Origin of the sequence: Photorhabdus kayaii, from assembly GCF_025384895.1 — a bacterium.
In the GTDB taxonomy this organism is placed as follows: Bacteria; Pseudomonadota; Gammaproteobacteria; order Enterobacterales; family Enterobacteriaceae; genus Photorhabdus; species Photorhabdus kayaii.
Map to the genome: position 1 here is coordinate 33,144 of NZ_JAJAFZ010000026.1, position 24,071 is coordinate 57,214.

The following is a 24,071-nucleotide window of genomic DNA, read 5'->3' on the forward strand; positions in this document are numbered from 1 at the left end:
TGACTCATCAAATTTCAATAGTTGATTTTTCATCTGAGGAAGTTTTTTCCAAAAAATGGGGTGTAGCGGTATCGATGGCACCAATAACTATCCATTAGGACTCGTCCTGAGTTAACATGTGATCACATTAACAAATTGCACACTAATTATTATTGTTATTGGTGAGCAGAATTATCATCAGACAGGAGTTATTCATGTCCAAGCAGCAGATTGGTGTTGTCGGTATGGCGGTGATGGGGCGTAACTTGGCACTAAATATTGAGAGCCGTGGTTATTCCGTATCTATATTTAACCGTTCAAGTGATAAGACTGACGAAGTGATCGCCGAAAATCCGGGGAAGAAATTAGTTCCAAGTTACACGGTCGAAGAATTTGTCGATTCACTGGAAAAACCGCGCCGTATTCTGCTCATGGTTAAGGCTGGCGAAGCAACCGATAAAACTATTGCTTCACTGACCCCACATCTGGATAAAGGTGATATTTTGATTGATGGGGGTAATACCTATTTTCAGGATACTATCCGTCGTAATCGCGAGCTTTCTGCGCAGGGTTTTAATTTTATCGGTACCGGGGTTTCCGGTGGAGAAGAGGGGGCATTGAAAGGTCCATCTATTATGCCTGGCGGCCAGAAAGAGGCGTATAAATTGGTGGCACCAATTCTGCAAGAGATTGCGGCTAAAGCTGAAGGTAAACCTTGTGTGGCCTATATTGGCCCGGATGGTGCCGGCCATTATGTGAAAATGGTTCACAATGGCATTGAATACGGTGATATGCAGCTCATTGCTGAAGCCTATTCTTTACTGAAAAATGCCCTAAATCTGAGCAATGAAGAACTATCTGAGATTTTCACTGACTGGAATAATGGCGAATTAAGCAGTTATTTGATTGAAATCACGGCTGATATTTTCCATAAGAAAGATGAAGCAGGCCAATATTTGGTTGATGTGATTTTGGATGAAGCAGCAAATAAAGGTACGGGTAAGTGGACCAGCCAGAGCTCTCTGGATTTAGGGATTCCAGTGACGTTGATCACCGAATCGGTATTTGCACGTTATATTTCTTCTCTAAAAGATCAGAGAGTGGCCGCGGCTCAAGTTTTGAGCGGGCCGGATGTACAACCATTTAAAGGTGATAAGGCCGAATTTATTGAGAAAGTCCGCCGTGCGCTTTATTTGGGTAAAATCGTCTCTTATGCTCAGGGTTTTCAGCAATTGAAAGCGGCATCTGATGAGTACCAGTGGGATCTTAATTACGGTGAGATTGCCGGGATTTTCCGGGCGGGTTGTATTATTCGTGCTCAATTCCTGCAAAAAATTACTGACGCGTATAACGAAAATGCGGATATTGCTAATCTGTTGTTGGCGCCTTACTTTAAGAAAATTGCTGATGAATATCAGCAGGCACTGCGTGATGTTGTCTCGTATGGGGTGCAGAATGGTATCCCAACGCCTACTTTCTCGGCTGCTATTTCTTACTACGATAGTTATCGTTCAGCTATATTGCCTGCTAATTTAATTCAGGCTCAGCGTGATTATTTTGGTGCTCATACTTATAAACGTACTGATAAAGAAGGTGTTTTCCATACTGAATGGATGGAGTAAGCCCGGTTATCACCGATTGACCAGGAAAGTGGATAAATTTACATCAGATATGATGTGGTTTTAATTTCCGCGATCATCTGGAACACGTCGTTGCGGTTTTTTAACAAATATACCGCAACGGCGTAGTTTAGATTTCAGAATATAACTTGTCTGAGAGTGATGATTGTCACATTAATCCCGAATTAAGCAATAGGATCAGCGCTAATAATGTGAAAATCAAAACGATTATTTCCTACATGAACCAGTTTCAAGTTTTTAGGGAAATTGAGACCTTCATAAATAGTTGCGATACCGATAGCATCATAAGAAAAATAAAATGACCCGTTACCAATATATTCTCCGGTGTTGACATCTCTGACATAAATTGAAGTGACTATCTCTTTCTGTACCAGTAGTTCGTTAACGACAGTATAATTATCATCTGTTGTTGCGTTAACGTCGATTGTTTCCTCTTCTTCTCCATTAAATATCTTAATGGTCATAGAGAATTTTGTATCTGAATGAGTATCATCAATGATTTTTAGTGCAACCAGTTTTGTATCTTTCTGTATAATTTTGAATTTCGATAACCCTCTAATTTCTTTATCGATATCTGGATTGTCGACTACCCATTCATAATATTTACTCTCTGGATCGTTATAGTGACGCCACGCATGGACTTTTGATAACTTTCCAATTTTTACTGAACGAAATTTATCGTTAAGATTGGAAGGGAGCGATATAATTTTATCGAGCTCTGGGTAATCATGTGACTTACCCTGATAGTTTTTCTCTTCGAAAAACGTGACGCCTGTAATTAATTCTTTTGTCATTTATTCTATTCCTCAAAGTTAATGTAAGTAATATACCTGATTGTATTAATGTGAAATATATAGTATTGACTCGTTTATACTATTTGTGAAAATTGGATTTTTTCTGTGTAATATTTCCCACTGATAATTCATTTATTCCTCATCTTTAGATGCAATATATCCAGTCAATAGAAGAATAATATTCTATGGGTTAATGTTAAAATTAGCATAAAAATACATAAAGTAAAGTTGTTTAAAAAATACCGAATAATATTTTTATAATTATACTAGTATAGTCAAATTGACTGATTGAAATGTGAAAATTTGATATTTTTAGTGAATTTTTTATCTTAAATTTAGTATTCAATTTGATTGTGAATATTTTTCATGCTTGGTGTTTTGAATAGATACTATAAGATTGTTTTTTATTAATAATATTATGAAAATACCTAAAATAAGATATGTAATAATGGAATGGTTTGGTTTTTCTATAATTTTTAAAATTGATCATTATGGAAGTATTTATCTCAAAAGAAATAGCTTGTGAAAATTATTTCTTGTGGATCTTAATTTAATGTTTTTTTAAAGATTAAGTGACTATTTGACTTTTTGATTATAAATTTTTATAGAAAAAGGATAAATAACAATGAATGGCTAGCTAATGGTTAAGGATTTGTTGGCTGCACTCGCTCACCCTGGTCACATCGTTCGCTATGCTCCCGGGGATTCGCTCCCTTGCCGTCGCGATAATCTTGAAATCCATAGGGTATATACCGAATGAACTTCAAGATGCTTGAGTCGTCAGATATAAAAACATTTAAATTCAACAACATAATCGTTTTTCAAACATGCACTTTGAAGTATCTTGAGTATATAACCACGAAATTTTTGCTGATTTATGAATACACCGTTGCGGTTTTTGATGATATTCCGCAACGGTGTTGCTTAAATTTTCAGAACGTAGCCTGTCTGAAAACGATGGTTAATTATTGTTACATTATGACCGGATTAGTGAGAAAAATCGGTACTGATAATATGAATATCAAAACGATTGCCACCTGCATTAACTATTCTGAGATTTTTAGGGAAATTAGCTTTCTCATCAATAGTAACAACACCATTTGCATCACGATAGAAATAGAATGATCCGTTATTGATATATACTCCAGTACTGGTATTTCTTATTGCAATGGCAGTGACTAACTCAGTCTCAAATGGCAATATACCAACCAGTGCATAATCATCATCAGTTGTTGTTTCAACTGGGCCCACGCAATGTGTATTCGTGAACATTGAGAATTTAATACCTGAATAAGTATCATCAATAAGTTTTAATGCAACCAAGCAGGTATCTTTTGGTGCCACTTTAAACTTAGATAATCCTCTAATTTCTCTATCAATATCTGGGTGATCGTATTCCCATTCACGATAGCGTTGACCTGGTTCACAATTACTCTGATGACGCCATGCATAGACTTTTGATAACGTTCCAATTCTTACTGAACGGAATCTATCGTTGAGATCATAAGGCAATGGAATAATGATATCGTTTTCTGGATAATAGTGCGCTTCACCCAGAAAGTATTTTCTATCGAAAAAAGTTGCACCTGTAACTAGCTTATTAGTCATATTTTTCTATTCCTTAAACTTTATTTTAAAAAAAACGTCATCTTTCTTGTTGAAAGCGATATGAGAATACAATGAGCGTGGGTTTTTGTATTTAATAAAATATAATGAATAGGCATATTAAATTGTTGTCAATACAACATTAATATAATTGACATGTCATTTTATACCGATATTTGAAATAAAGTTTCTGAAATTAAAAATAATTGAAAATTCCTATCAAGAAACACCTTTATTTGGGTGGTGAATTATCCCCTAATGTAATTGATAATTTTTTGTATATGGCTCAATAGTGAATAATTAGATATTCATGGTATTTGATAATTATACCTCTCTGTTTAATGTTTATATAATGTAGCAATAATAATGACTTTATCTAATGATATAAACTTATTGGGGCGGGATAGTTACTATTTAAATGAATATATTTTAAATATTATCTTAAATAGCCTATTTTTATAGGCTATTTGACAAATATCATTTTTCGCGATGGTATTTATTCTACCCGACGAAAACTCACCAATTCAGGTTGTGCAATTCGATGGTAATCTTGAGTGTTAAGAATCACTGAGCGTTCAAGGCTACCGGCATTAAAAGCCAGTTCATCAAAACGTTCAAATAATAAAGGGTCTGCAACCAGTTTCAGATCTGGATGAAAACTAAAAGGTGGAATAGCACCAAATACACATTGAGTCAGTTCAAAAACTTCTTTAGGACTTGCCAGTGAGGCGCGGCTGCCACCGATCTGTTTTGCCAGTGAAGAGAGGTCTGCTTGTTGATCCGCAGGCAGTACAGCGAGTACATATTGGCGGAATCCTTCCCCTTTAACATGGCAAACTAATCCTTTTGCCCCTTGTCCAAGTTGTGTACCACGGATTTTTGCAACTTCTTCAGAATGTCCGGCGGTTGAATGTTCCATCACCCGATAGCTAGCATGATGATTATCCAATAATGTGGTCAGGCGGTTAAATATTTCGTTAGAGGACAAAATAAACTCCTAAATAATGACTTGGTGAATTGATATATTAATCTTCTCGATTATTGTATTTATTATATTGCCAATGACATATATTACCAAGAGGAAAAATTATCAAATATCTATTTTAATAAACATTATCTAACTCTACCGAGATATATACCCTATGGATTTCAAGATGCATCGCGACGGCAAGGGAGTGAATCCCCGGGAGCATAGATAACTATGTGACCGGGGTGAGCGAGTGCAGCCAACAAAGAGGCAACTTGAAATATGACGGGTATATTTATATTTTTTGAATTGTATGGTTTAAATAGAGCTATTATTTATGTTTGTTGCAAGAGCAATGATCTGTAGTTCCATTAGGTGATTTTTCAAATTTTACTTTTTATATATTTTCATTCTAGAACTATTTTAATATAAGGAATTGTCAATGATGACTACGACTTTTTTTATGACATCGGTAAATATGTTTGGTGCGGGTTGTTTGGTTGAAGCGGTAAATGCAATGAAAGTTGATGGTTACAAGCGAGCATTGATTGTGACTGATCGGGTTTTAAATGAAATTGGAGTAGTAGCAAAAGTTCAATCTTTATTATCTGATGTTGATATTGAGAATACGGTTTATGATGGTACCAATCCGAATCCGACGACAGCTAATGTTGAGGAAGGTTTGGATATTCTGCGTCAGCATAATAGCGATTGCGTTATTTCTTTAGGGGGTGGTTCGCCACATGATTGTGCAAAAGCGATTGTGTTGGTCGCTGCTAATGGAGGAGATATTCGGGATTATGTAGGTATTGGTCGTTCATCTAAACCGCATTTGCCATTAATCTCAGTTAATACTACTGCGGGTACTGCGTCAGAAATGTCACGTTTTTGCGTCATTACTGATACTGAGAGCCACATAAAAATGGCCATTGCTGATAAGAAAATAACACCTGTTTTGTCTGTGAACGATCCAGAATTGATGGTGGGAATGCCGAAAGGTTTAACCGCCGCAACCGGAATGGATGCAATGACTCATGCGGTTGAAGCCTATGTTTCTGTTGGGGCTAACCCAATAACGGATGCTTGTGCACTGAAATCAATCTCGATGATTAGTCACTCTTTACGCCAGGCAGTCGCAGATGGGAACAATATAGAAGCACGTAAAAACATGGCCTATGCACAATTCTTGGCGGGGATGGCGTTTAATAGTGCATTACTGGGATATGTTCACGCCATGTCTCACCAATTGGGTGGTACTTATGATTTACCACACGGTGTATGTAATGCTGTTTTATTACCACACGTTCAAGAGTTCAACGCTAAAGCCGTTGCGGGTCGTTTGAAAGATATTGCCGCTGCGATGGGGGTAGATGTAAGCGCTATGAATGATCAGCAAGGGGCTGCGGCATGTATTGCTGAAATTCGTAAGTTATTAAAAGATATTGGTATTCCGTCGGGTTTAGCGGAACTGAATGTCAAACTAGAAGATTTACCAGAATTAGCAACTAATACCTTGAAAGATATATGTTGTTTGACTAATCCCACTCAAGCTACCCATGAAGAAATTGTTGCAATCTTTAAAGCTGCCATGTGATGTGTAAACGTTCATTTCGTGTAGATACCTATGCCTAATTGGGCGGGGAGCCGTCACTAAAAGGCGACGTAGACGTCTACGTCGCCTGATAATCGTTTTTCGTGTGACAGGCTTTTGCCTTTTCATCTACCGGAAAAGGGCGGTGGATCGCGGTGACAGGGGCAACGAAGAATATAAAATTGTATGTATACCCGTCATCTTTCAAGTTGCCTCTTTGTTGGCTGCACTCACTCACCCCGGTCACATAGTTATCTATGCTCCCGGGGGATTTGTTCCCTTGCCGTCGCGATGTATCTTGAAATCCATAGGGTATATTCGCTGTACCTATTTCGTTGGGTATTATTAATTATCTTTCTTTTAATCGACGAATGACGGAACTCAGATCCAGCTCTTGATCCTGTAGTAGAACCATTAGGTGATACATCAGGTCTGCTGCTTCATTCGTTAGCTCCTCTTTATTATTAACTGCCGCGGCTAAAGCAGTTTCTACCCCTTCTTCACCCACTTTCTGAGCGATTCGTTTAGTACCGCTGGCATATAATTTTGCGGTGTATGAGTGGTCAGGGTCGGCTGTTTTGCGACTTGCCAGTAATTTTTCAAGCTGATAGAGAAATCCCCATTCAGTTTGTGCCGGAGCAAAGCAACTGTATGTACCAAAGTGGCAGGTAGGGCCGATTGGGTCTGCGAGTGCTAACAGAGCGTCATTGTCACAATCAGGATAGATATTGACCAAATTAAGAAAATGGCCGGAGTTTTCTCCTTTGGTCCATAGACGTTGTTTACTGCGGGAAAAGAAAGTGATTTTGCCTGAACTGATAGTAATATTCAGTGCTTCTTTATTCATGTAGCCCATCATGAGGACATCGCCGGATATAGCATGTTGTACAATAACCGGCATCATATAAGCGACTTTTTCCCAATCCAGTTTTTCGATTTGTTGTGCGGTTAGCAAGTTCTTATCTCCACGCCTTGTTGTGAAAGGTACTGTTTTAATTCACCAATATTAATAATGTGTTTATGGAATACAGATGCAGCGAGTGCACCATCGACATTTGCCTGTTTAAAGGCATCAAGAAAGTGTTCTGGTGCGCCTGCACCACCAGAGGCAATGAGAGGAACATGACAAACGTCACGCACCTGTTTTAGTTGAGTCAGATCGTAGCCATTGCGGACACCATCCTGATTCATCATATTGAGTACGATTTCACCTGCACCCCGGTGTTGCGCTTCTTTTACCCAATCGAGGGTTTGCCATTGAGTGGCCTTTGTGCGTTTTTCGTCACCGGTAAACTGATAAACTTGATAGCGGCCAGTGCTTTCATCAAACCAGGTGTCAATCCCTACGACAATGCATTGAACACCATAACGATCGGCCAAACGAGTAATTAAGGTTGGATCAGCCAGTGCAGGAGAGTTGATAGAGATTTTATCTGCCCCAAATGAAAGGATTTGCCCTGCATCTTCGACAGTTTTAATACCACCAGCGACACAAAAGGGAATATCAATCACCTCCGCAACTTTGGCGACCCAACTTTTATCGACTACCCGTCCATCAGATGAGGCAGTGATATCGTAGAAAACCAGTTCATCTGCACCTTCTGTTGCATAACGTTGGGCAAGTGGCACAATATCGCCGATAATTTCGTGATGACGAAACTGAATGCCTTTAACCACTTGCCCGTCACGAACATCAAGGCAAGGAATTATGCGTTTTGCCAGCATTGAATTGCCTCCTTCAGGGTAAATTTTTCATCAAGTAATGCGCGACCAATAATAACTCCGGCTACGCCGCTGGCGGGCAGAGAAGCGATATCATTCAATGTGCCGATGCCCCCCGAAGCCTGAAACGCGATTTGTGGATAGTATTGGCAAATTGCCCGATATAATTCGACATTTGAGCCAGTTAGCGTGCCATCGCGGGAGATATCTGTACACAGTACATATTTCAACCCGCAAGGCAGATATTGCTCAATAACCTGTTCCAGAGTGACGGAGGAATTCTCCCGCCAGCCATTGATGGCAACTTGTTTTATGCCTGTATTATTGATACGAACATCCAGCGCCAGCACAATATTTTCGGCACCATAACGTTTAAACCATTGGGTAACGAGTGCCGGTTGTTTTATGGCGATAGAGCCAATCACTATCCGGTTGGCACCCGCATCAAGCAATGTTTTCACATCTTCTTCTGTACGGATGCCGCCGCCGACCTGAACAGGTATAGAAACTGCTGCAAGTAATTTGCGCAGTAAAGGGATCTGGCGGGCGGATGGATCTTTAGCGCCGGTCAGGTCGACCAGATGGAGCAATTTTGCTCCCTGTTGTTCATATTGTTGAAAGTGGGACAAAGGATCGTGTTGATAATCCCGTTGTTGAGCATAATCCCCTTGATGTAACCGTACTACTTTGCCATCTATCAAATCTAATGCGGGTATAATCATTGTGCCTACATCTCCAGAAAATTCTTTAATAGTCTGGCTCCGGCAGCACCGGAACGTTCAGGGTGAAACTGTACGCCGAAGAAGTTATCTTTGGCGATTGCGCTGCTGAAAATATTGCCATATTCAGTTTGCGCAATGGTGTAGGTATTCAGCGGGATCGCGTAGCTATGGACAAAATAAAAATAGGCATGGTCTTCAATACCACGGAATAGCGGGTGCCCGGCTTTTGGCAGAACTTGGTTCCAGCCCATGTGTGGTAATGGAAGCCCATGCGTAGCCATTTTTTGGACGGGGGAAGCCATAACTTCGAGTAGGGTGACATTATTACCTGCAACATTATCGCTTTCTTCGCTGGTGGCAGCGAATAGCTGCATGCCAAGGCAAATACCTAACACAGGTTGGCTGAGTACTTTAATTAACGGTATAAGTTCCCGTTGTTTCAATTGATCCATTGCAGCACTGGCAGTGCCGACACCAGGTAAAAGTAGTTTATCTGCTGCCAGGATCGTTGCTGTTTCCTGACTGATTTCAGGTTGATAGCCTAATTTTCGGATGGCATAAGCTACCGATGACAAGTTAGCGCAGCCAGTATCAAGAATGACAACTTTCATCACAGAACCCCTTTGGAACTTGGCAATGTATCGCCTTCTACCCGAATTGCCTGACGTAGTGTTCGGCCAAAGGCTTTAAACAGGCTTTCTGCTCTGTGATGATCGTTGCTGCCTTTCGTTTTCAGATGCAGTGTACAGGCCATTGCATAAGAGAGTGAACGAAAGAAGTGCTCAATCATTTCAGTGCTCAGATCACCCACCCGCTGGTGTTTGAATTCAGCTTTATATTCCAGATGAGGACGCCCGGAAATATCGAGAGCACAGCGGGCAAGGCATTCATCCATTGGCAACACAAAACCAAAGCGACAGATGCCCCGTTTATCTCCCAAAGCCAGTTTCAATGCTTCCCCCAATGCCAGACCGGTATCCTCAACGGTATGGTGATCATCAATACAGAGATCGCCTTTAACCTGAACATGCATGCGGAAACCACCGTGGGTAGCAATCTGATCCAACATATGGTCAAAGAACCCGACACCGGTATTGATATCGCTGCTACCTTCATGATCAAGCCAAACGTCAATGTTGATGGATGTCTCTTTAGTGATACGTTGAACATGAGCGTGACGGTCTTGACGGGTTAGTCGTTCACTGATGGCGGACCAGCCAAGGTTTTTCGGATGATAACGTAACCCCTGAATGCCCATATTTTTTGCCAGTTGTAGATCGGTTTCCCGGTCTCCAATCACATAGCTGTTAGCGGTATCCATCACGCTTTCTGCCAGATATTTTTCCACTAGTTTTATTTTTGGCTTACGGCAATGACAGTTCTCTTCTGGTTTGTGAGGGCAGATTAAAACTTCATCAAAATGGATGCCTTGAGAATTGAAAATCTGCATCATCAGGTTATGTGGTGGTTCAAATTGTTCTAATGGAAAACTATCTGTGCCAAGACCATCCTGATTGGTGATCATAATCAGCCTGAACCCCGATTTTTGCAGGGCAAGCAGAGCAGGAATAACCTCGGTTTCCAGTGCCAGTTTATCCAGACGATCAACTTGAAAATCTGCTGGCGGTTCAGTGATCAGCGTACCATCCCGATCAATAAAAAGGAGTTTCTGGTTCATCAGTTTGCTGTCTCCTTTGGTTGTTCATTTACAGTGGAAAGGGCGCTGATGGCTTCAACCACTCGCTCACACTCTTTACGGCTGCCGATGGTGATCCGCAGGCAACCCTCTAAACCGGGCTGTTTGCGCTGGTCGCGTAGGATGATGCCCTGATGCCATAATGTTCTGAAAACAGTTTCTGCGTCATAGAATTTCACCAATATGTAGTTGGTTTCACTGGGGAATACTTTTTCAACGATGGCTAATTTATTCAGCGCCTGTTGTAAGTCATTGCGGTTTTCCCTGATCTCAACGACACGTTTTTGCATAATTGCGATACCTTCTGCTGTCAGTGCCTGTGCTGCAATATCCGCAACAGGAGTGGAAAGCGGGTAAGGTGCAATCACTTTTAACAACAGAGTGATGATATCCACAGATGCGAGAGTAAATCCACAGCGCAGACCGGCTAAAGCAAAAGCTTTCGAGAGGGTTCGCAAAATGACTAAATTTGGATAGTTTTTTAGCCAGCTTGCGATACTATTTTCCGGGCAGAATTCAATATAGGCTTCATCGATAGTGACAATTGCACGATTGGCGGTTAGTTCCAGAATTTTACGCAATGAATCAGGATTAATTGCGTTTCCTGTTGGGTTATTAGGGCTACAGATATAGATTAATTTTACCCGGTCGAGGTTATTTTCGATCGCTTCGATATCCAGTTGCCAATTTTCCAGTGTGGCAATTTTCTTTTGTTCGACACCAAAAGTTTCAGCGCTGACACTGTACATACCATAAGTCGGAGGGCAAAACAGCACCATATCTTGTCCGGGTTCACAAAATACGCGGATTAGAAGTTCAATGGATTCATCAGCACCACGACAGGCTAGTACTTGCTCAGGTTGTAAGCCGGCATAGGCGGCATAACGGCGGATAACCGAGGCTGGCTGGCAGTCAGGATAACGGTTTAATGTTTGCTCAGTGCATTGGAAATTAGGTGCTAGTGGGTATTCATTGGCATTCAACCAAACATCACCCTTGCCGCCAAGGCGACGAGCAGACATATAAGGGGTTAATTTGCGGATATTTTCTCGTGCCAACCGGTTGGCATCAAAAATGTTATTCATATTCACGCCTTGACCGGCAATATTCAGCGCCGCCACACGTAAAGTGACAGCGTTTTTATGAGCGGTCAGTTGTTCTGCTTGCGCCAGTGTTTCAATGGTCTGAGATAGGTTCAGCAGCCCTTGCGGCGTCAGTTGTTGAATTGTCATACGCTTTAGGAAATCCGCCAGACCAAGGCTGGAATAGGTTGAGGTGTAGCCATAAGTTGGTAATACGTGATTGGTTCCTGATGCGTAATCTCCCGCAGATTCCGGCGACCAGTCACCGAGGAAAATAGAACCGGCGCTCGTGATTTTTTCAACCAGTTGTTCTGGTTGGCGAGTTTGAATAATCAGGTGTTCTGGGCCATAGCGGTTGCTGATTTCCACACACTGTTGCAGGCTTGTTGTCACAATAATTCTGCTGTGCGCTAATGCCTTGGTGGCAATTTGATTGCGGGAAAGCAGGGTAAGCTGTTTTTCGATTTCCGCTATCACTTTTCTGGCTAACGCTTCATCAGGTGTAACCAATATCACTTGTGAGTCAGGACCATGTTCTGCTTGTGAGAGTAAATCGGCAGCCACAAAGATGGGGTTTGCTCCCGCATCGGCGATAATAAGCAGTTCCGATGGGCCAGCAGGCATATCAATGGCGGCACCATCTACGTGCTGACTAACTTGTCTTTTGGCTTCGGTAACATAAGCGTTACCTGGACCAAAAATCTTATCTACTTTGGGGATGGATTCTGTTCCGAATGCCATAGCAGCAATGGCTTGAGCACCACCAATCTGGAATATTTCCGTAATTCCACACAGTGTGGCTGCATAGAGAATTTCATTGGCAATCGGTGGCGGGGAACAAAGTACAACTTTATGGCAACCCGCTATTTGTGCAGGTATTCCGAGCATCAAAACGGTAGAAAGTAATGGTGCAGAACCTCCGGGGATATAGAGCCCGACAGAATCGATAGGCCGTGTTACTTGTTGACAATAGACCCCAGGTTGGGTTTCTACTTCGATCTTTATAGGCTTCTGCGCTTCGTGGAAAACGCGAATATTATTCATTGCCTGTTTCATTGCCTGTTTAATGTCGTCATTCAGGCTGTTTTCCGCGGCGGCGATCTCTTCCGGCGAAATACGGATATTTTTAATAACCGTTTTGTCGAAACGGCGGCTAAATTCACGCAGAGTGTGATCGCCAGACTCTTTTACCGCATGCAGAATGTGTTCCACGGTATGGGAGATTTCTACGGAAGCTGAAATTGCAGGGCGTGTCAGTAAAGCGTTTTGCTGTTCATCATGACATTCCTGCCAACGGATCAGGGTATCGAAATGGTCAGTCATTTTCGTTTACTCCATCATCTTTTCAATCGGCAAGACTAAAATGGAGCTGGCGCCAAGGGATTTAAGCTTCTCCATCGTTTCCCAAAACAGTGTTTCACTGCTTACCATATGCATGGCAACGCGGTTTTGATCCCCCGCCAGCGGTAGAATCGTTGGACGTTCCGCCCCTGGTAGCAGAGCAATCACTTCTTCAAGTTTTGCGCTTGGTGCGTGCAACATGATGTATTTGGATTCACGGGCCTGAATTACCCCTTGAATGCGGGTCAGCAGTTTCTCAATCAATTGCTGTTTATCGGCGGGCATTTCACCATCACGTTGAATAAGACAAGCCTTGGAACGGTAGATAATTTCTACTTCCCGCAGACCATTCGCTTCCAGTGTTGCGCCAGTTGAAACCAGATCACAGATGGCATCGGCTAACCCAGCGCGGGGAGCAACTTCAACTGAGCCATTTAGCAGACAGGATTTAAAGTGGATTTTTTTCTGATCGAGATAACGTTTTAGTAGGTGAGGGTAAGAGGTTGCGATACGGGCATTTTGTAAACATTCGACGCCGGTGTAGTTGTAGTCTAGAGGCGCGGCCAGTGAAAGGCGACAAGTACCGAAATCAAGGCGGCGTAAAGTGAAATAACGAGGATCTTCTCCTTGAGCGCGACGGCTTAATAGCGCTTCTTCCAGCACATTTTCACCGATAATACCCAGATCGACAACGCCATCCATAACCAGCCCTGGAATATCGTCATCGCGTACCCGCAAGATATCAATGGGCATATTTTCTGCGAATGCAATTAGGCGCTGTTGTTGCAGATTGATTTTAATGCCACAGCGAGCCAGTAATTCTCGTGAATCTTCGCTTAATCGGCCTGATTTCTGCATTGCGATACGTAAATGTGATTTATCTAACATTTTTATCCCCACTTAAAATCGGAAACATAAAAAAACCCTCGGAAGGAACCTTCCGAGGGTTTTTATCGCATTCATGCCACCGGAAGACCCGCTAAACGTCTTCCAGCACACAATCGCCTGAAAGACTAATCAGGATGATGATGGTGGTAATGGCTAAATTGAATGCGGATCATAATGGTTTCTCTTTGTTTATGATTGCGGACTGTTTACTGCCGGTTACTTTTATTCACTGACCAACAGAGGTTAAATTTTTTGCTTGCTATTCAACCTATACGATTTGACAGCCTAAAAGCAATCTATTTTTTTAACAATAAATTTATCTCATAATAATGTTTTGTTTTTACTTGAAATATTCTCTCCTATGGGAGAAATATAGGATCAATAATAACAGTGGCTTAATGTTCGAATTGTTTGCATAATCAAAATAATATCAGGCATAGAAGGAGTGGTGATGAAAAAAGTTTCCATTATCGGTCTGGGTTGGTTGGGGATGCCATTAGCCAAAGCATTGAGTCGCAGTGGTATGCAGGTTGTTGGCAGCAAAACGACGCCAGATGGTGTAGAGGCAGCACGTATGTCTGGTATCGAATGTTATTTGTTACAACTGGAACCTCAGATCAATTGCGCGCTTGATGATTTAGAGCAACTGATGGTAGCCGATGTACTGATCATCACTTTACCGGCAAGCCACACTGCGGGTGGCAGTTATAACTATGTTAGGGCAGTTCAGTTAATTGTCGATACTGCTCTTTCATACTCTGTGCCAAGGATTATTTTCACCAGTTCTACTTCTGTTTATGGTTTTGTTGCTGGCAATCTCAATGAGGATGCGCCTTTTTATCCTGAAACATCGTCAGCTCAGGCATTGGTTGAATTAGAGAATTGGTTGCATAAACTGCCAAATATTTCCGTTGATATTTTACGTTTAGCTGGTTTGGTCGGCAGTGGCCGTCATGCTGGACGTTTTCTGGCGGGAAAAAAGGAAGTTAAAGGGGGTAATCAGCCGGTCAATTTAGTTCATCAGGATGATGTTATTTCAGCCATTAACCTATTAATTCAGAGGACTGAAGGTGGGCATATTTATAATTTATGTGCGCCTGTTCACCCAACCAAGGCTGAATTTTACCCTAAGGCCAGTAATCAGCTTGATTTAGTTCCACCTGAGTTTTCCAGAAAAGAAACTCAGGTGAGAAGCAGAATTGTTGATGGCAGCCGTATTTGTCAGGAATTAGGATTTAAGTATCAATATCCTGATCCCAGATGGATGCCAATGAGCTGATTTTTTTTCAACTTAACTCAATCATGACAATTTCTTTGAACGCTGGTCTTTCTGCCATTAATTGATACCAGCGTTCAATATTTGGCAGAGAGGGGCGTTTGATTGGAATATTAAGCCAAGGATAAATCATAGGCCCTAATGCAATATCCGCCATGCCAAATTTATCGCCGGAAAGATATTTCTGTTCTGCCAGAGTATTCTCAACCATTTTCATCAGCTTCTCGATTTCAGCCAGGGTCTGTTCTATTTGCTTTTGATCCCGTTCTGCTTCGGGTGTACGAATAAAACCTATCACGAATTGCCTGATATGAGGAAACAGATGTGAACCAACCCAATCCATCCATTTATCTGCATTTGCTCTTTCCTGTAGGTCTTGTGGATAAAGTACCTCTTTACCAAATTTTGCTGCAAGATAACGAACAATTGCGTTAGATTCCCACAAGATAAAATCGCCTTCCTGTAAACAAGGGATTTTTCCATTCGGATTCATTTTTAGATATTGCGGGTCATCCAGTTCGCCAAATTTACTGCCAATATCTACTTGATTATACGGTACACCAAGTTCTTTCAGACACCAGAGCACTTTTTTTACATTGGAAGAGTTTTTACGGCCCCAAATGGTCAGCATGAGTTTCTCCTTGAATCGGGATGATAAGAAAATCGTCTATTTGTTACCAATAACTTTTATCAGATTAAATGAAAACCTATGATCAGCACAATCTTTACACTGTTTATGTTGGTTTCTTGTCGTACAACATTTTATATTAATATACCCGTCATCTTTCAAGTTGCTTCTTTGTTGGCTGCACTCACTCACCCCGGCCACATAGTTATCTATGCTCCCGGGGATTTGCTCCCTTGCTGCCGCGATGCATCTTGAAATCCATAGGGTATAAGAATTTGACATTTTTTCTTATTAAGTAAAGGGGAACGATGATGAAGAAAAGTCTGGCGATGACGATGAAATGTGTGATTGCGGTGCTGACAGTGGCATCAATGGTAAGTGCTCGTGTTTATGCATCGGATGAACCTGTTGTTCCACCCGTGGACGCTAGAGCTTATGTGTTAATGGATTATGACAGCGGTAAAATTCTGGCTGAGGGTAATCCCGATGAGCGGCTTGATCCAGCCAGTCTGACAAAAATTATGACCAGTTATGTTGTCGGTCAGGCGATAAAAGCAGGAAAAATTACGTCGGAAGATGTCGTTACTGTGGGAAAAGATGCTTGGGCGACGGGAAATCCCATACTGAAAGGTTCTTCGCTCATGTTTCTTAAACCCGATGACAGGGTAAAAGTGATCGATCTGAATCGTGGTGTTGTTATTCAATCTGGTAATGATGCCAGCATCGCTTTGGCTGATTATGTGGCGGGCAGTCAGGATGTATTTGTTAGTCTGATGAACAATTATGCAAAAGCCCTTGGGTTGACTAACACCCATTTTCGTACAGTTCATGGATTGGATGCTGAGGGCCAATTTAGTACTGCTCGTGATATGGCGGTATTGAGTCAGGCGATGATCCGTGATGTTCCTGATGAGTATGCCTTGCATAAAGAGAAAATATTTACCTTCAATAAAATCCAACAGCTTAACCGTAACCGATTGTTATGGAATAAAAATATGAATGTCGATGGTGTGAAAACAGGATATACCAGCGGTGCCGGTTATAATCTGGTTGCTTCAGCGACAGAGGGATCTATGCGGCTGATTTCTGTAGTGTTAGGTGCGCCAAGTGATCGGGGTCGTTTTGCTGAAAGTGAAAAATTACTTGCATGGGGATTCCGTTTTTATGAAACGGTAACCCCTATTAAAGTTAGTGAGCCGTTTGTTTCAGAAAAGGTTTGGTATGGCAAGCGTTCAGATGTTGCTCTCGGCGTAGAAAAAGACGCGGCGATCACTATTCCTCGTGGGCAGTTAAAAAATTTGAAAGCCAGTTACATATTAAATCAGACGCCATTAACAGCGCCTTTGACGAAAAATCAGGTTGTTGGTGTGATTAACTTCCAATTAGGGGATAAGGTCATTGAACAACGTCCTTTGGTGGTGAAAGAAGTGGTAGAGGAAGGTAACTTTTTTAGCCGTATTTGGGATTTGATTGTGATGAAAGTTAGTGGTTGGTTTAAGGCGATTTTTGGTTGATTTGACGTCAATATAAGGTTTATGTGGCAGGTTGGGTGAAGTTATATTCTTTCTGATTTAGGGCGCGGCATTTTGCCGCGCACGTTTTACACTTATTTTTTTCCATCTAGAGAGCAACGTTTGCTATTTTTTACAGCAGATCCGTTATACCGGCCTTTGAATAACAAAATACCATCAGGTTTATCTTGCCAGTAAGCCCATAATTCGATCTCAGTTCTACATGATGGCCGATATTTTCGTAACGAATATGCGTAGGTGATAAACCTCGATAGTTTCGGATTGATGTTCCTTCATATCGGAGTTCATAGCTAGTAGCGAATCCTGTTAAATCGCCATATTCAACCCCATTGACGCTGGCTGTATAATTGGGAAAACGACTAACATTGCCTCCGCCGAAAATAACAAGAGGTTCCTGAGGATTTGAAACATCAAGTTCACCGGCAAAGGGTCGGACAGCATCACCGTCAGAAAAAATCTTTTCGCTTTCTCCAGTGCCAATAGCGCCATATATTTCTATTTTACTGTTCCAGGCAACTTCATCTTTTGCTATGGGAACAATAATGAGGTTCTCAGAAACTAAGATTGGTGGAGATTGGTAAGTAATCCCCTCAAAGATAACATCGTAAACATCAAAAAATTCAACACTGCCCTCAACAGATTTGACGGCCCTATGCCATGCTCCATCGTAGAAATGATCTGTTGCATAACCTGAGGATGGCTTTTTAATACGTTGGCTTTCTTCTGACATTTTATCATCTATTATGAAGAGTAATGAGTGAGAGAAAATAGGTTTTTATTTTCTATTTTAAATGATTTTTAAGTTCATTGAATATAGATTAATGACACCGAAATAGCATTATTGAAATAAGATATTATTTATTAATTATCGTGAATTTAAAGCGGTGTTGTTAGAACAGTCAGAACCTTGTGATTAAGGTTCTGACTGGAGAAGGAAGTAACTGGTAGAAAATATTTTTTAGCTTTTACTCAACATCAGCTTTGTTCTACCAGAGAAATACTACACTCAATTTCTATTGTAACAATAAGGAATTAGGTGGAGCTATTTAGCAATTTATGACTTTATCTTAAGAAGCCAGTAATGTTGCGTTGTAAATATAATTGTAACCACCAGGAGAAACCGCTGATGAGGAAGTTATATTTACACGTTTGTTATTACTGCAAGCGCTCAGAAGAAGATGATACAGTGCTGCACCTCTGTAGTCCTGAGCATTCCACCATAACAAATAGTTAAATTTGCCGTTAGGGAATTGCATAGTGACAGTCACTTGCAATTGGTTTTGATCAGGTGCAGCCTGAATTGAAGTTACTGTACCAACAGCGAAATAGTAATTAGGGTTTGGAGAAGTTTGTTCAGGCTTATTTTCTGTTACCACTTCATTAGAAGAAGGATTTGTATAGTTCATCGTGTTAACCTTTTAATTTAACGTAATTGAAAAAGAGAATTTTTTACTAAAATGTACGGAGCAGTCATTTGTCCGCCGAAGAAATATAAGGTAATTTGTAATTGTAATCTATATTAAAAGTTTATCTGTATTATATAATTATTGATGCTGTTAAAAATTCGCCAATAATATATTTCCTCTAAATGGTTATAATAATCAAATGCATCACTCTAATCAAAAAATAATATTGATATTTATTTTCTGCCGTTGAAATGGAGAAATTACAATCCGTTCCAGCGGGAATTATTTATGCAGGATGTTCTTATTAATAGAGTATGGATAAGGAAGGGGTGGCAGGAATTGAAGCGTACTGGCAGTATGTGGTGAATGATTTAAATTTTAATTTTCTAGTTGATATTTAAATAAAACATTATGAAATTATTCTTATCCTATAGTATTTCGCATGGATATATATGACTGCAAGCTTTGAAATTAATTTACTTAAATCTATTTAAGATTTAATAATACCTAGGTGTATAATATTTTATTAACAATTACAATGTGTAAATATTATTGATGTAATTATCTATACCCAATGGATTTCAAGATGGATCGCGACGGCAAGGGAGCGAATCCCCGGGAGCATAGATAACGATGTGACCGGGGTGAGTGAGTGCAGCCAACAAAGAGGCAACTTGAAAGATGACGGGTATATGTTGTTAAGTATTTACGGGGTGAAATAAAGAGATGTTGTTCTACCCTGTTTTTAAAGATTGAATAGATGGTATGTGCTATTATTAAAATAATTTCTAAAAGAAATTTTTTTGAGTGAAATTAAATTTTAATAATGATATATTGATATTTTTGTGTGAAATAGATAACTAAGTTAATTAATTTTAATTTTTTGAAAATTTGTTTTCTGTTATTTTATGAGTTTCTTTTTTTATTAAATGTAACTATTGCAGGCAGAACGTTAATATTACGCTCTGCCTTAGATAGGGTAGAATGTGCTGTTATAAAAGTCAGCTTCATTATACCAGAGAAATGTTGTGCCAAGTTCCTATCACAACAGTACTGTATTTTGCGATCAATGAGATCGCTTCAATCAAATTGAGTTTCTATTAGGAGTCTATTATTTGGCCCAAGCATTTCAACAAGCAATTATTTTACATAGAGATTTCTACGCAATTAATGTAATCGCAACCGAGAGGACCAACTTTTCCTACGGTGCCTATTTTCACATCTTTCTTAGCGCAAAGCGCTTCCATCAGGACTTTATAAATCGCCATGCCTCTATTGTCTAGCAGATTCCATTTCAAAAGCATTTCTTCACATGTGCCATCATGCATTAATACAGTCACCATAACTTGCATAACTTTGTCTGGCATAACTTTCATTGCAATGATTTTACAGCTACGTAGCATTACGTCATCTACTATATTAGTATCTTTAATTAAAGAAGGATGCATGTCATTAATCATAATATAAACTCCAAAATATAATGTAATTAATTGGTAAATAAGCCTATATTATCTCAGAATAAAGAACGGAAAACCGTCTGTTTGAGAAATATAAGGTGGTTGGTACTTCTACTATAAAAGCAATCTACATAAGAAATTTTTTTGCGCTAAAAATATAGGACAGCTAACGTTTTTAATTGGCATATAACATTTTCTCTAACACATATAACTATAGGTGCCATTTATAGGTTGTCAAATAAATTTGAAAAAATAATGTAATTATCTGATATATGGAGTCATTTTATTAAAAAATGGAAAGTAGATTGTTGATATGAGAAATATAAAGTAACTGGATTTTTTCACATTGTATATAATTGTATTAAATTAAAATATAATTGAAAATTTATTTGTTTTGAATGATTAGTTTGATAATTAAAATTTTAAATTATATTTTTGATTGTTGTAAATAAATATGGTTAATTTATTTGTTTGAAATTTATATAATTATTAATTTAAATGAGATATTACATGTGTTTTTTATAAAAAAAACTTTTTTTTATGAAGTGTTCGTCTATTATTTAAAAAAATCAATAGTGCATAAAATAGCAATGTAACTAACTATTTCAATATTAAGGTTAAATTGTGTTAGAGTGATTTTATATTTATCAATAAATTAATGTTATTAGAAATAAAATAATTAGAATTCATTATTCTATGATGAAAAGGAGGTTATATGTCATATCTTGATCCGTTAGCGCTTTCTATCCGTTTTGGAAATCGCAATAATTTAGGTGATGACAAACGGTGGACGGATAAACCTAATCCTCTCCATAAGCTTAATCAGGAGCAATTTACTTACATTTATGAGGATAGTCTGCACTTTCTTTATGGCCGATATATACCCGTTATCTTTCAAGTTGCCTCTTTGTTGGCTGCACTCACTCACCCCGGTCACATAGTTATCTATGCTCCCGGGGATTCGCTCCCTTGCCGTCGCGATGCATCTTGAAATCCATTGGGTATAGATTCAATCCAAGTAATGGACGAGATAATATTTTGACAGATATGCAGGTGTCGAAAATCAAGACGGGGAAATATATTGATCAATATGGTCATGATGAACAGTATGAGGTTCTTGGTCTCCTTGGTGGCATGGGAACATTTCCTTTACATTCAATATTCGGTACGTTTAGAACAGAAGAAGTAGATCTGATTAGTTACTATTTTTATATTGCATATGTATTGACGGGTAATTATTCAATTCATAATCGTTATTTTTACCAAGGTTATCCAATGGGGCCTAATAACGATGAGGGGCTAGATTATCTTCTTATGTGGAACGCCGTTGATATCATTCCACCACCGTATAAGCCGGGTTTGCCCCGATATTTCCCGCTGATTAATGGTTATATTCTCTTTCCTTCAGCAACTGAGGCTGTAGTTATCTCTAATATTTCTACCGATGCCAAGTTTATCCGTCTTGAGGAGACTGGCTATGGGTTTCCTTTTACTGGAGAGATTGCGACCAAGACGCCTTATATCCTGACAGATAAGTTGTGGCAACAATGGGACGAAGAAGAACAGCAGGAGGTACCAATAGACGAACGGGGATATTTTAACGAAGACGATTTGTGGCAATATGATGAACAGCAGGGGGATTGGGTGAAGTGGGTCGTGTAGTTTGAATTTTTCCGCTAGCTAGCTCATGTCATTATTCGGTTGCTGCCCGCTTGAAGAGAACAGCAACCAAATATTTATTATGCAAACAGTGAGTAGAGGACAGCAGAGATAGCAACTAACCCCATAAAGACGATAAACAGATTACTCAGCTTGCCGCTATATTTGCGCATTGCAGGAACTTTGCTGATTGCATACATTGGCATAAGGAACAGCAACATTGCGATAATAGGACCACCTAATCTTTCGATCATTTCCAAAATACTTGGATTCAGAGTAGCGACAATCCAAGTCGTTACTAACATGAAAATGGACGTGATACGATTCAGCTTTTTAGGCTCAATAGTTTTACCTTGGTCACGCAATGCCTTAACCACGATACCATTAAAACCTTCACGTGCACCCAGATAATGACCAAGGAAAGATTTGGTAATTGCTATGAATGCAATAAACGGAGCAATGTAGGCAATCACTGGTGTATTAAAGTGGTTAGCCAGATAAGACAGAATAGAAATATTTTGTGCTTTGGCTTCTGCCAGATTTTCTGGAGACAGGCTCAATACGCAGCTGAATACGAAGAACATCACGGTTACAACCATCATGATATGGGCGTAAGCCAGAATGCGGGAGCATTTTTTCTCAGCATTTTCACCATATTCTCCACGTTTTGCCACAGCAAACGCCGAGATAATTGGCGAGTGGTTGAAGGAGAACACCATTACTGGGATCGCTAGCCATAGAGTGATGAGTAGCCCATGACTTGCACTCGATGCAGAAACGCTGATGTTTTCGAAGATTGTGGTATTCCAGTTAGGGATCAGATAAAACGCCAGTAGCATCAAAACGGCAACAAATGGGAATACCAGCACGCTCATTGCTTTAACAATAGCCTGTTCACCGAAACGGATGATGGTCATTACACCAATAATTAGGATCAGAGCCAGCAGAGCACGGGGAGGTGATGGCAAATGTAATTGGTGAACAATAAAGCTGTCTACGGTGTTGGTAATAGCAACGCTGTAAACTAAGAGAATCGGGTAGATAGCGAAGAAGTAGAGCAGGGTGATAAGTTTACCTGCCAGGCTGCCAAAGTGTTCTTCTACGACTTCGGTAATATCTTCGCCAGGGTTTTTACCGGATAGAACGAAACGACACATCCCGCGGTGGGCGAAGAAAGTCATTGGGAAAGCCAGTAGCGCCATCACCAAAAGAGGTAGTAGGCCACCAATACCGGCATTGATGGGTAAGAATAATACACCGGCACCAATCGCAGTACCATATAAACCAAGCATCCATACTGTATCTGATTTACGCCAGGTTTTATAATCGCTTGGGCTGGTCGCCTGTGATGCGATCGTACCTGTTTGAGTCATATCCATAGTTATCTCCGAGAATAACGCGGTAAATTAAAAAATGAAATTACAATGCCGCAAGTATGCAATAAATGCAAATACATGTGGTCTAATTCTTTCTTTATAAAAAATAAATTTTTTAAATATCTCTGGTGGTTATTTAAACGTTTTTATTACCACATTAACATCTTGTTCGAAAATTGGACTTTAAATTAACAAGCCAAAATTTTCGCTTTACTTTCTTTTTTGAAAGAAAGTCTGGAAATTTTAAGACCAGACTTTTGATAGTGGAAAGATAGCGATTTTTAGTGAATAGTACCGTGATCATAGTCTCAAATGCAGAATATATATCGAAAAGTCATCATGCTACGAGATTTAGTGTAATTGTTGCCTAAATATTGCGAATTTTAATAAGTTCAAATTGTAACCTCAATTTGCCCATTATTCAACTCTTATTATTCTCTTATGTTTTTGTTATTTCCTGTCTATTTATTTACATATTAATGAATAAAAATGGCAAATAGAGTGAATGGTTAATAAATTGATAAATATCAATTTTTTACCAGATTTTAAAATAGATATCTCTTATGTAATGCTTGTATCTTTGTGAAAGATATAGATAAAATCAGAATAATAGATTAATAGCACCAATAATATGAATGAAAGATGTGCTAGCCATTCTTTGATCAAGTTTTAATAATCTCTTTCGTTATATATCTATTTACATAGTGATT

At 39.7% G+C, this 24,071-nt stretch carries 24 protein-coding genes, 1 pseudogene and 1 other annotated feature; of the genes and pseudogenes, 5 read left to right on the forward strand and 20 right to left on the reverse strand.

The genetic code is table 11. The features are described 5' to 3' along the window. Positions 1 to 194 precede the first annotated feature (194 nt). A complete protein-coding gene (gndA, locus tag LGZ98_RS11775; RefSeq protein WP_262978112.1) occupies positions 195 to 1,601 on the forward strand; it encodes an NADP-dependent phosphogluconate dehydrogenase in 1,407 nt (468 codons plus the stop codon). Positions 1,602 to 1,783: 182 nt separating this feature from the next. Here gndA and LGZ98_RS11780 read toward each other — a convergent pair whose 3' ends face one another. The 3 genes from LGZ98_RS11780 to LGZ98_RS11790 form a co-directional block, all read right to left on the reverse strand. Next, entirely contained in the window at positions 1,784 to 2,413 is a 630-nt protein-coding gene (locus LGZ98_RS11780) for a beta/gamma crystallin domain-containing protein (protein WP_262978113.1), read from the reverse strand. A gap of 987 nt (positions 2,414 to 3,400) precedes the next feature. After that, positions 3,401 to 4,021 carry a beta/gamma crystallin domain-containing protein gene (locus tag LGZ98_RS11785; protein ID WP_113042195.1) on the reverse strand — a complete coding sequence of 207 codons (621 nt, stop codon included), beginning with the start codon at positions 4,019 to 4,021 and terminating at the stop codon, positions 3,401 to 3,403. 493 nt (positions 4,022 to 4,514) lie between these two features. Beyond that, on the reverse strand, positions 4,515 to 5,006 hold the full coding sequence (locus tag LGZ98_RS11790; protein WP_113042196.1) for a YbaK/prolyl-tRNA synthetase associated domain-containing protein: 492 nt from the start codon (positions 5,004 to 5,006) through the stop codon (positions 4,515 to 4,517). Positions 5,007 to 5,427: 421 nt separating this feature from the next. Between LGZ98_RS11790 and yiaY the strand changes: the two genes are divergently transcribed. Then, entirely contained in the window at positions 5,428 to 6,579 is a 1,152-nt protein-coding gene (gene yiaY / locus LGZ98_RS11795) for an L-threonine dehydrogenase (RefSeq protein ID WP_262978114.1), read from the forward strand. A gap of 76 nt (positions 6,580 to 6,655) precedes the next feature. Here the strand turns inward: yiaY and LGZ98_RS11800 are convergent, their stop codons facing one another. The 10 genes and pseudogenes from LGZ98_RS11800 to hisL form a co-directional block, all read right to left on the reverse strand. After that, positions 6,656 to 6,823 carry a hypothetical protein gene (locus LGZ98_RS11800; RefSeq protein ID WP_228902546.1) on the reverse strand — a complete coding sequence of 56 codons (168 nt, stop codon included), beginning with the start codon at positions 6,821 to 6,823 and terminating at the stop codon, positions 6,656 to 6,658. A gap of 102 nt (positions 6,824 to 6,925) precedes the next feature. Continuing rightward, positions 6,926 to 7,531, reverse strand: coding sequence for a bifunctional phosphoribosyl-AMP cyclohydrolase/phosphoribosyl-ATP diphosphatase HisIE (gene hisIE / locus LGZ98_RS11805; protein WP_228902547.1), 606 nt, complete (start codon positions 7,529 to 7,531; stop codon positions 6,926 to 6,928). Beyond that, a complete protein-coding gene (hisF, locus tag LGZ98_RS11810; protein ID WP_113024900.1) occupies positions 7,525 to 8,301 on the reverse strand; it encodes an imidazole glycerol phosphate synthase subunit HisF in 777 nt (258 codons plus the stop codon). Before hisF ends, hisIE begins: the two co-directional genes overlap by 7 nt. After that, positions 8,283 to 9,020: a 1-(5-phosphoribosyl)-5-[(5-phosphoribosylamino)methylideneamino]imidazole-4-carboxamide isomerase gene (hisA, locus tag LGZ98_RS11815; RefSeq protein ID WP_262978115.1), complete on the reverse strand. Its 738-nt coding sequence runs from the start codon at positions 9,018 to 9,020 to the stop codon at positions 8,283 to 8,285. Before hisA ends, hisF begins: the two co-directional genes overlap by 19 nt. Before the next feature lie 5 nt (positions 9,021 to 9,025). Further along, positions 9,026 to 9,631, reverse strand: coding sequence for an imidazole glycerol phosphate synthase subunit HisH (hisH, locus tag LGZ98_RS11820; RefSeq protein ID WP_113042200.1), 606 nt, complete (start codon positions 9,629 to 9,631; stop codon positions 9,026 to 9,028). Next, positions 9,631 to 10,698 (reverse strand): bifunctional histidinol-phosphatase/imidazoleglycerol-phosphate dehydratase HisB, encoded by a 1,068-nt coding sequence (gene hisB / locus LGZ98_RS11825; RefSeq protein WP_262978116.1) that lies wholly within the window; start codon positions 10,696 to 10,698, stop codon positions 9,631 to 9,633. The genes hisH and hisB overlap by 1 nt, the downstream gene beginning before the upstream one ends. Beyond that, a complete protein-coding gene (gene hisC, locus LGZ98_RS11830) occupies positions 10,698 to 11,801 on the reverse strand; it encodes a histidinol-phosphate transaminase (RefSeq protein ID WP_262978117.1) in 1,104 nt (367 codons plus the stop codon). Before hisC ends, hisB begins: the two co-directional genes overlap by 1 nt. Then, positions 11,802 to 13,121: pseudogene (hisD, locus tag LGZ98_RS11835) on the reverse strand (histidinol dehydrogenase); the annotation flags it as partial. A gap of 6 nt (positions 13,122 to 13,127) precedes the next feature. Continuing rightward, positions 13,128 to 14,027, reverse strand: coding sequence for an ATP phosphoribosyltransferase (gene hisG / locus LGZ98_RS11840; protein ID WP_113042202.1), 900 nt, complete (start codon positions 14,025 to 14,027; stop codon positions 13,128 to 13,130). Positions 14,028 to 14,053: 26 nt separating this feature from the next. Further along, positions 14,054 to 14,177, reverse strand: a sequence feature (His leader region). After that, entirely contained in the window at positions 14,153 to 14,200 is a 48-nt protein-coding gene (hisL, locus tag LGZ98_RS24245) for a his operon leader peptide (RefSeq protein ID WP_109791964.1), read from the reverse strand. Its footprint overlaps the feature before it by 25 nt. A 278-nt stretch (positions 14,201 to 14,478) precedes the next feature. On the opposite strand from hisL, the gene LGZ98_RS11845 reads away from it, so the two are divergent. Continuing rightward, positions 14,479 to 15,306, forward strand: coding sequence for an SDR family oxidoreductase (locus LGZ98_RS11845; RefSeq protein WP_113042203.1), 828 nt, complete (start codon positions 14,479 to 14,481; stop codon positions 15,304 to 15,306). A gap of 7 nt (positions 15,307 to 15,313) precedes the next feature. Here the strand turns inward: LGZ98_RS11845 and LGZ98_RS11850 are convergent, their stop codons facing one another. Continuing rightward, entirely contained in the window at positions 15,314 to 15,934 is a 621-nt protein-coding gene (locus LGZ98_RS11850) for a glutathione S-transferase family protein (RefSeq protein WP_113042204.1), read from the reverse strand. 36 nt (positions 15,935 to 15,970) lie between these two features. Then, positions 15,971 to 16,213, reverse strand: a complete 243-nt coding sequence (locus LGZ98_RS11855) for a hypothetical protein (protein WP_146748090.1) — start codon at positions 16,211 to 16,213, stop codon at positions 15,971 to 15,973. A 26-nt stretch (positions 16,214 to 16,239) separates the two neighbouring features. Between LGZ98_RS11855 and LGZ98_RS11860 the strand changes: the two genes are divergently transcribed. Beyond that, entirely contained in the window at positions 16,240 to 17,445 is a 1,206-nt protein-coding gene (locus tag LGZ98_RS11860; RefSeq protein ID WP_191214838.1) for a serine hydrolase, read from the forward strand. Positions 17,446 to 17,575: 130 nt separating this feature from the next. Here LGZ98_RS11860 and LGZ98_RS11865 read toward each other — a convergent pair whose 3' ends face one another. From LGZ98_RS11865 to LGZ98_RS11880, 4 genes are all read right to left on the reverse strand, one after another. Beyond that, a complete protein-coding gene (locus tag LGZ98_RS11865) occupies positions 17,576 to 18,193 on the reverse strand; it encodes a hypothetical protein (protein ID WP_229015728.1) in 618 nt (205 codons plus the stop codon). Between the two features lie 337 nt (positions 18,194 to 18,530). Then, the gene (locus LGZ98_RS11870; RefSeq protein WP_113042206.1) at positions 18,531 to 18,869 is read right to left on the reverse strand and encodes a hypothetical protein; all 339 of its coding nucleotides are present in this window, start codon (positions 18,867 to 18,869) and stop codon (positions 18,531 to 18,533) included. Between the two features lie 1,145 nt (positions 18,870 to 20,014). After that, positions 20,015 to 20,329 carry a Cro/Cl family transcriptional regulator gene (locus LGZ98_RS11875; protein WP_112894822.1) on the reverse strand — a complete coding sequence of 105 codons (315 nt, stop codon included), beginning with the start codon at positions 20,327 to 20,329 and terminating at the stop codon, positions 20,015 to 20,017. Positions 20,330 to 21,095: 766 nt separating this feature from the next. After that, positions 21,096 to 21,263, reverse strand: a complete 168-nt coding sequence (locus LGZ98_RS11880; protein ID WP_158536552.1) for a hypothetical protein — start codon at positions 21,261 to 21,263, stop codon at positions 21,096 to 21,098. A gap of 116 nt (positions 21,264 to 21,379) precedes the next feature. Here LGZ98_RS11880 and LGZ98_RS11885 point away from each other — a divergent pair, with 116 nt between their 5' ends. Next, positions 21,380 to 21,988, forward strand: a complete 609-nt coding sequence (locus LGZ98_RS11885; protein WP_146748091.1) for a hypothetical protein — start codon at positions 21,380 to 21,382, stop codon at positions 21,986 to 21,988. Between the two features lie 77 nt (positions 21,989 to 22,065). Here LGZ98_RS11885 and LGZ98_RS11890 read toward each other — a convergent pair whose 3' ends face one another. Next, a complete protein-coding gene (locus LGZ98_RS11890; RefSeq protein WP_113042209.1) occupies positions 22,066 to 23,364 on the reverse strand; it encodes an HAAAP family serine/threonine permease in 1,299 nt (432 codons plus the stop codon). Positions 23,365 to 24,071: the final 707 nt, after the last annotated feature.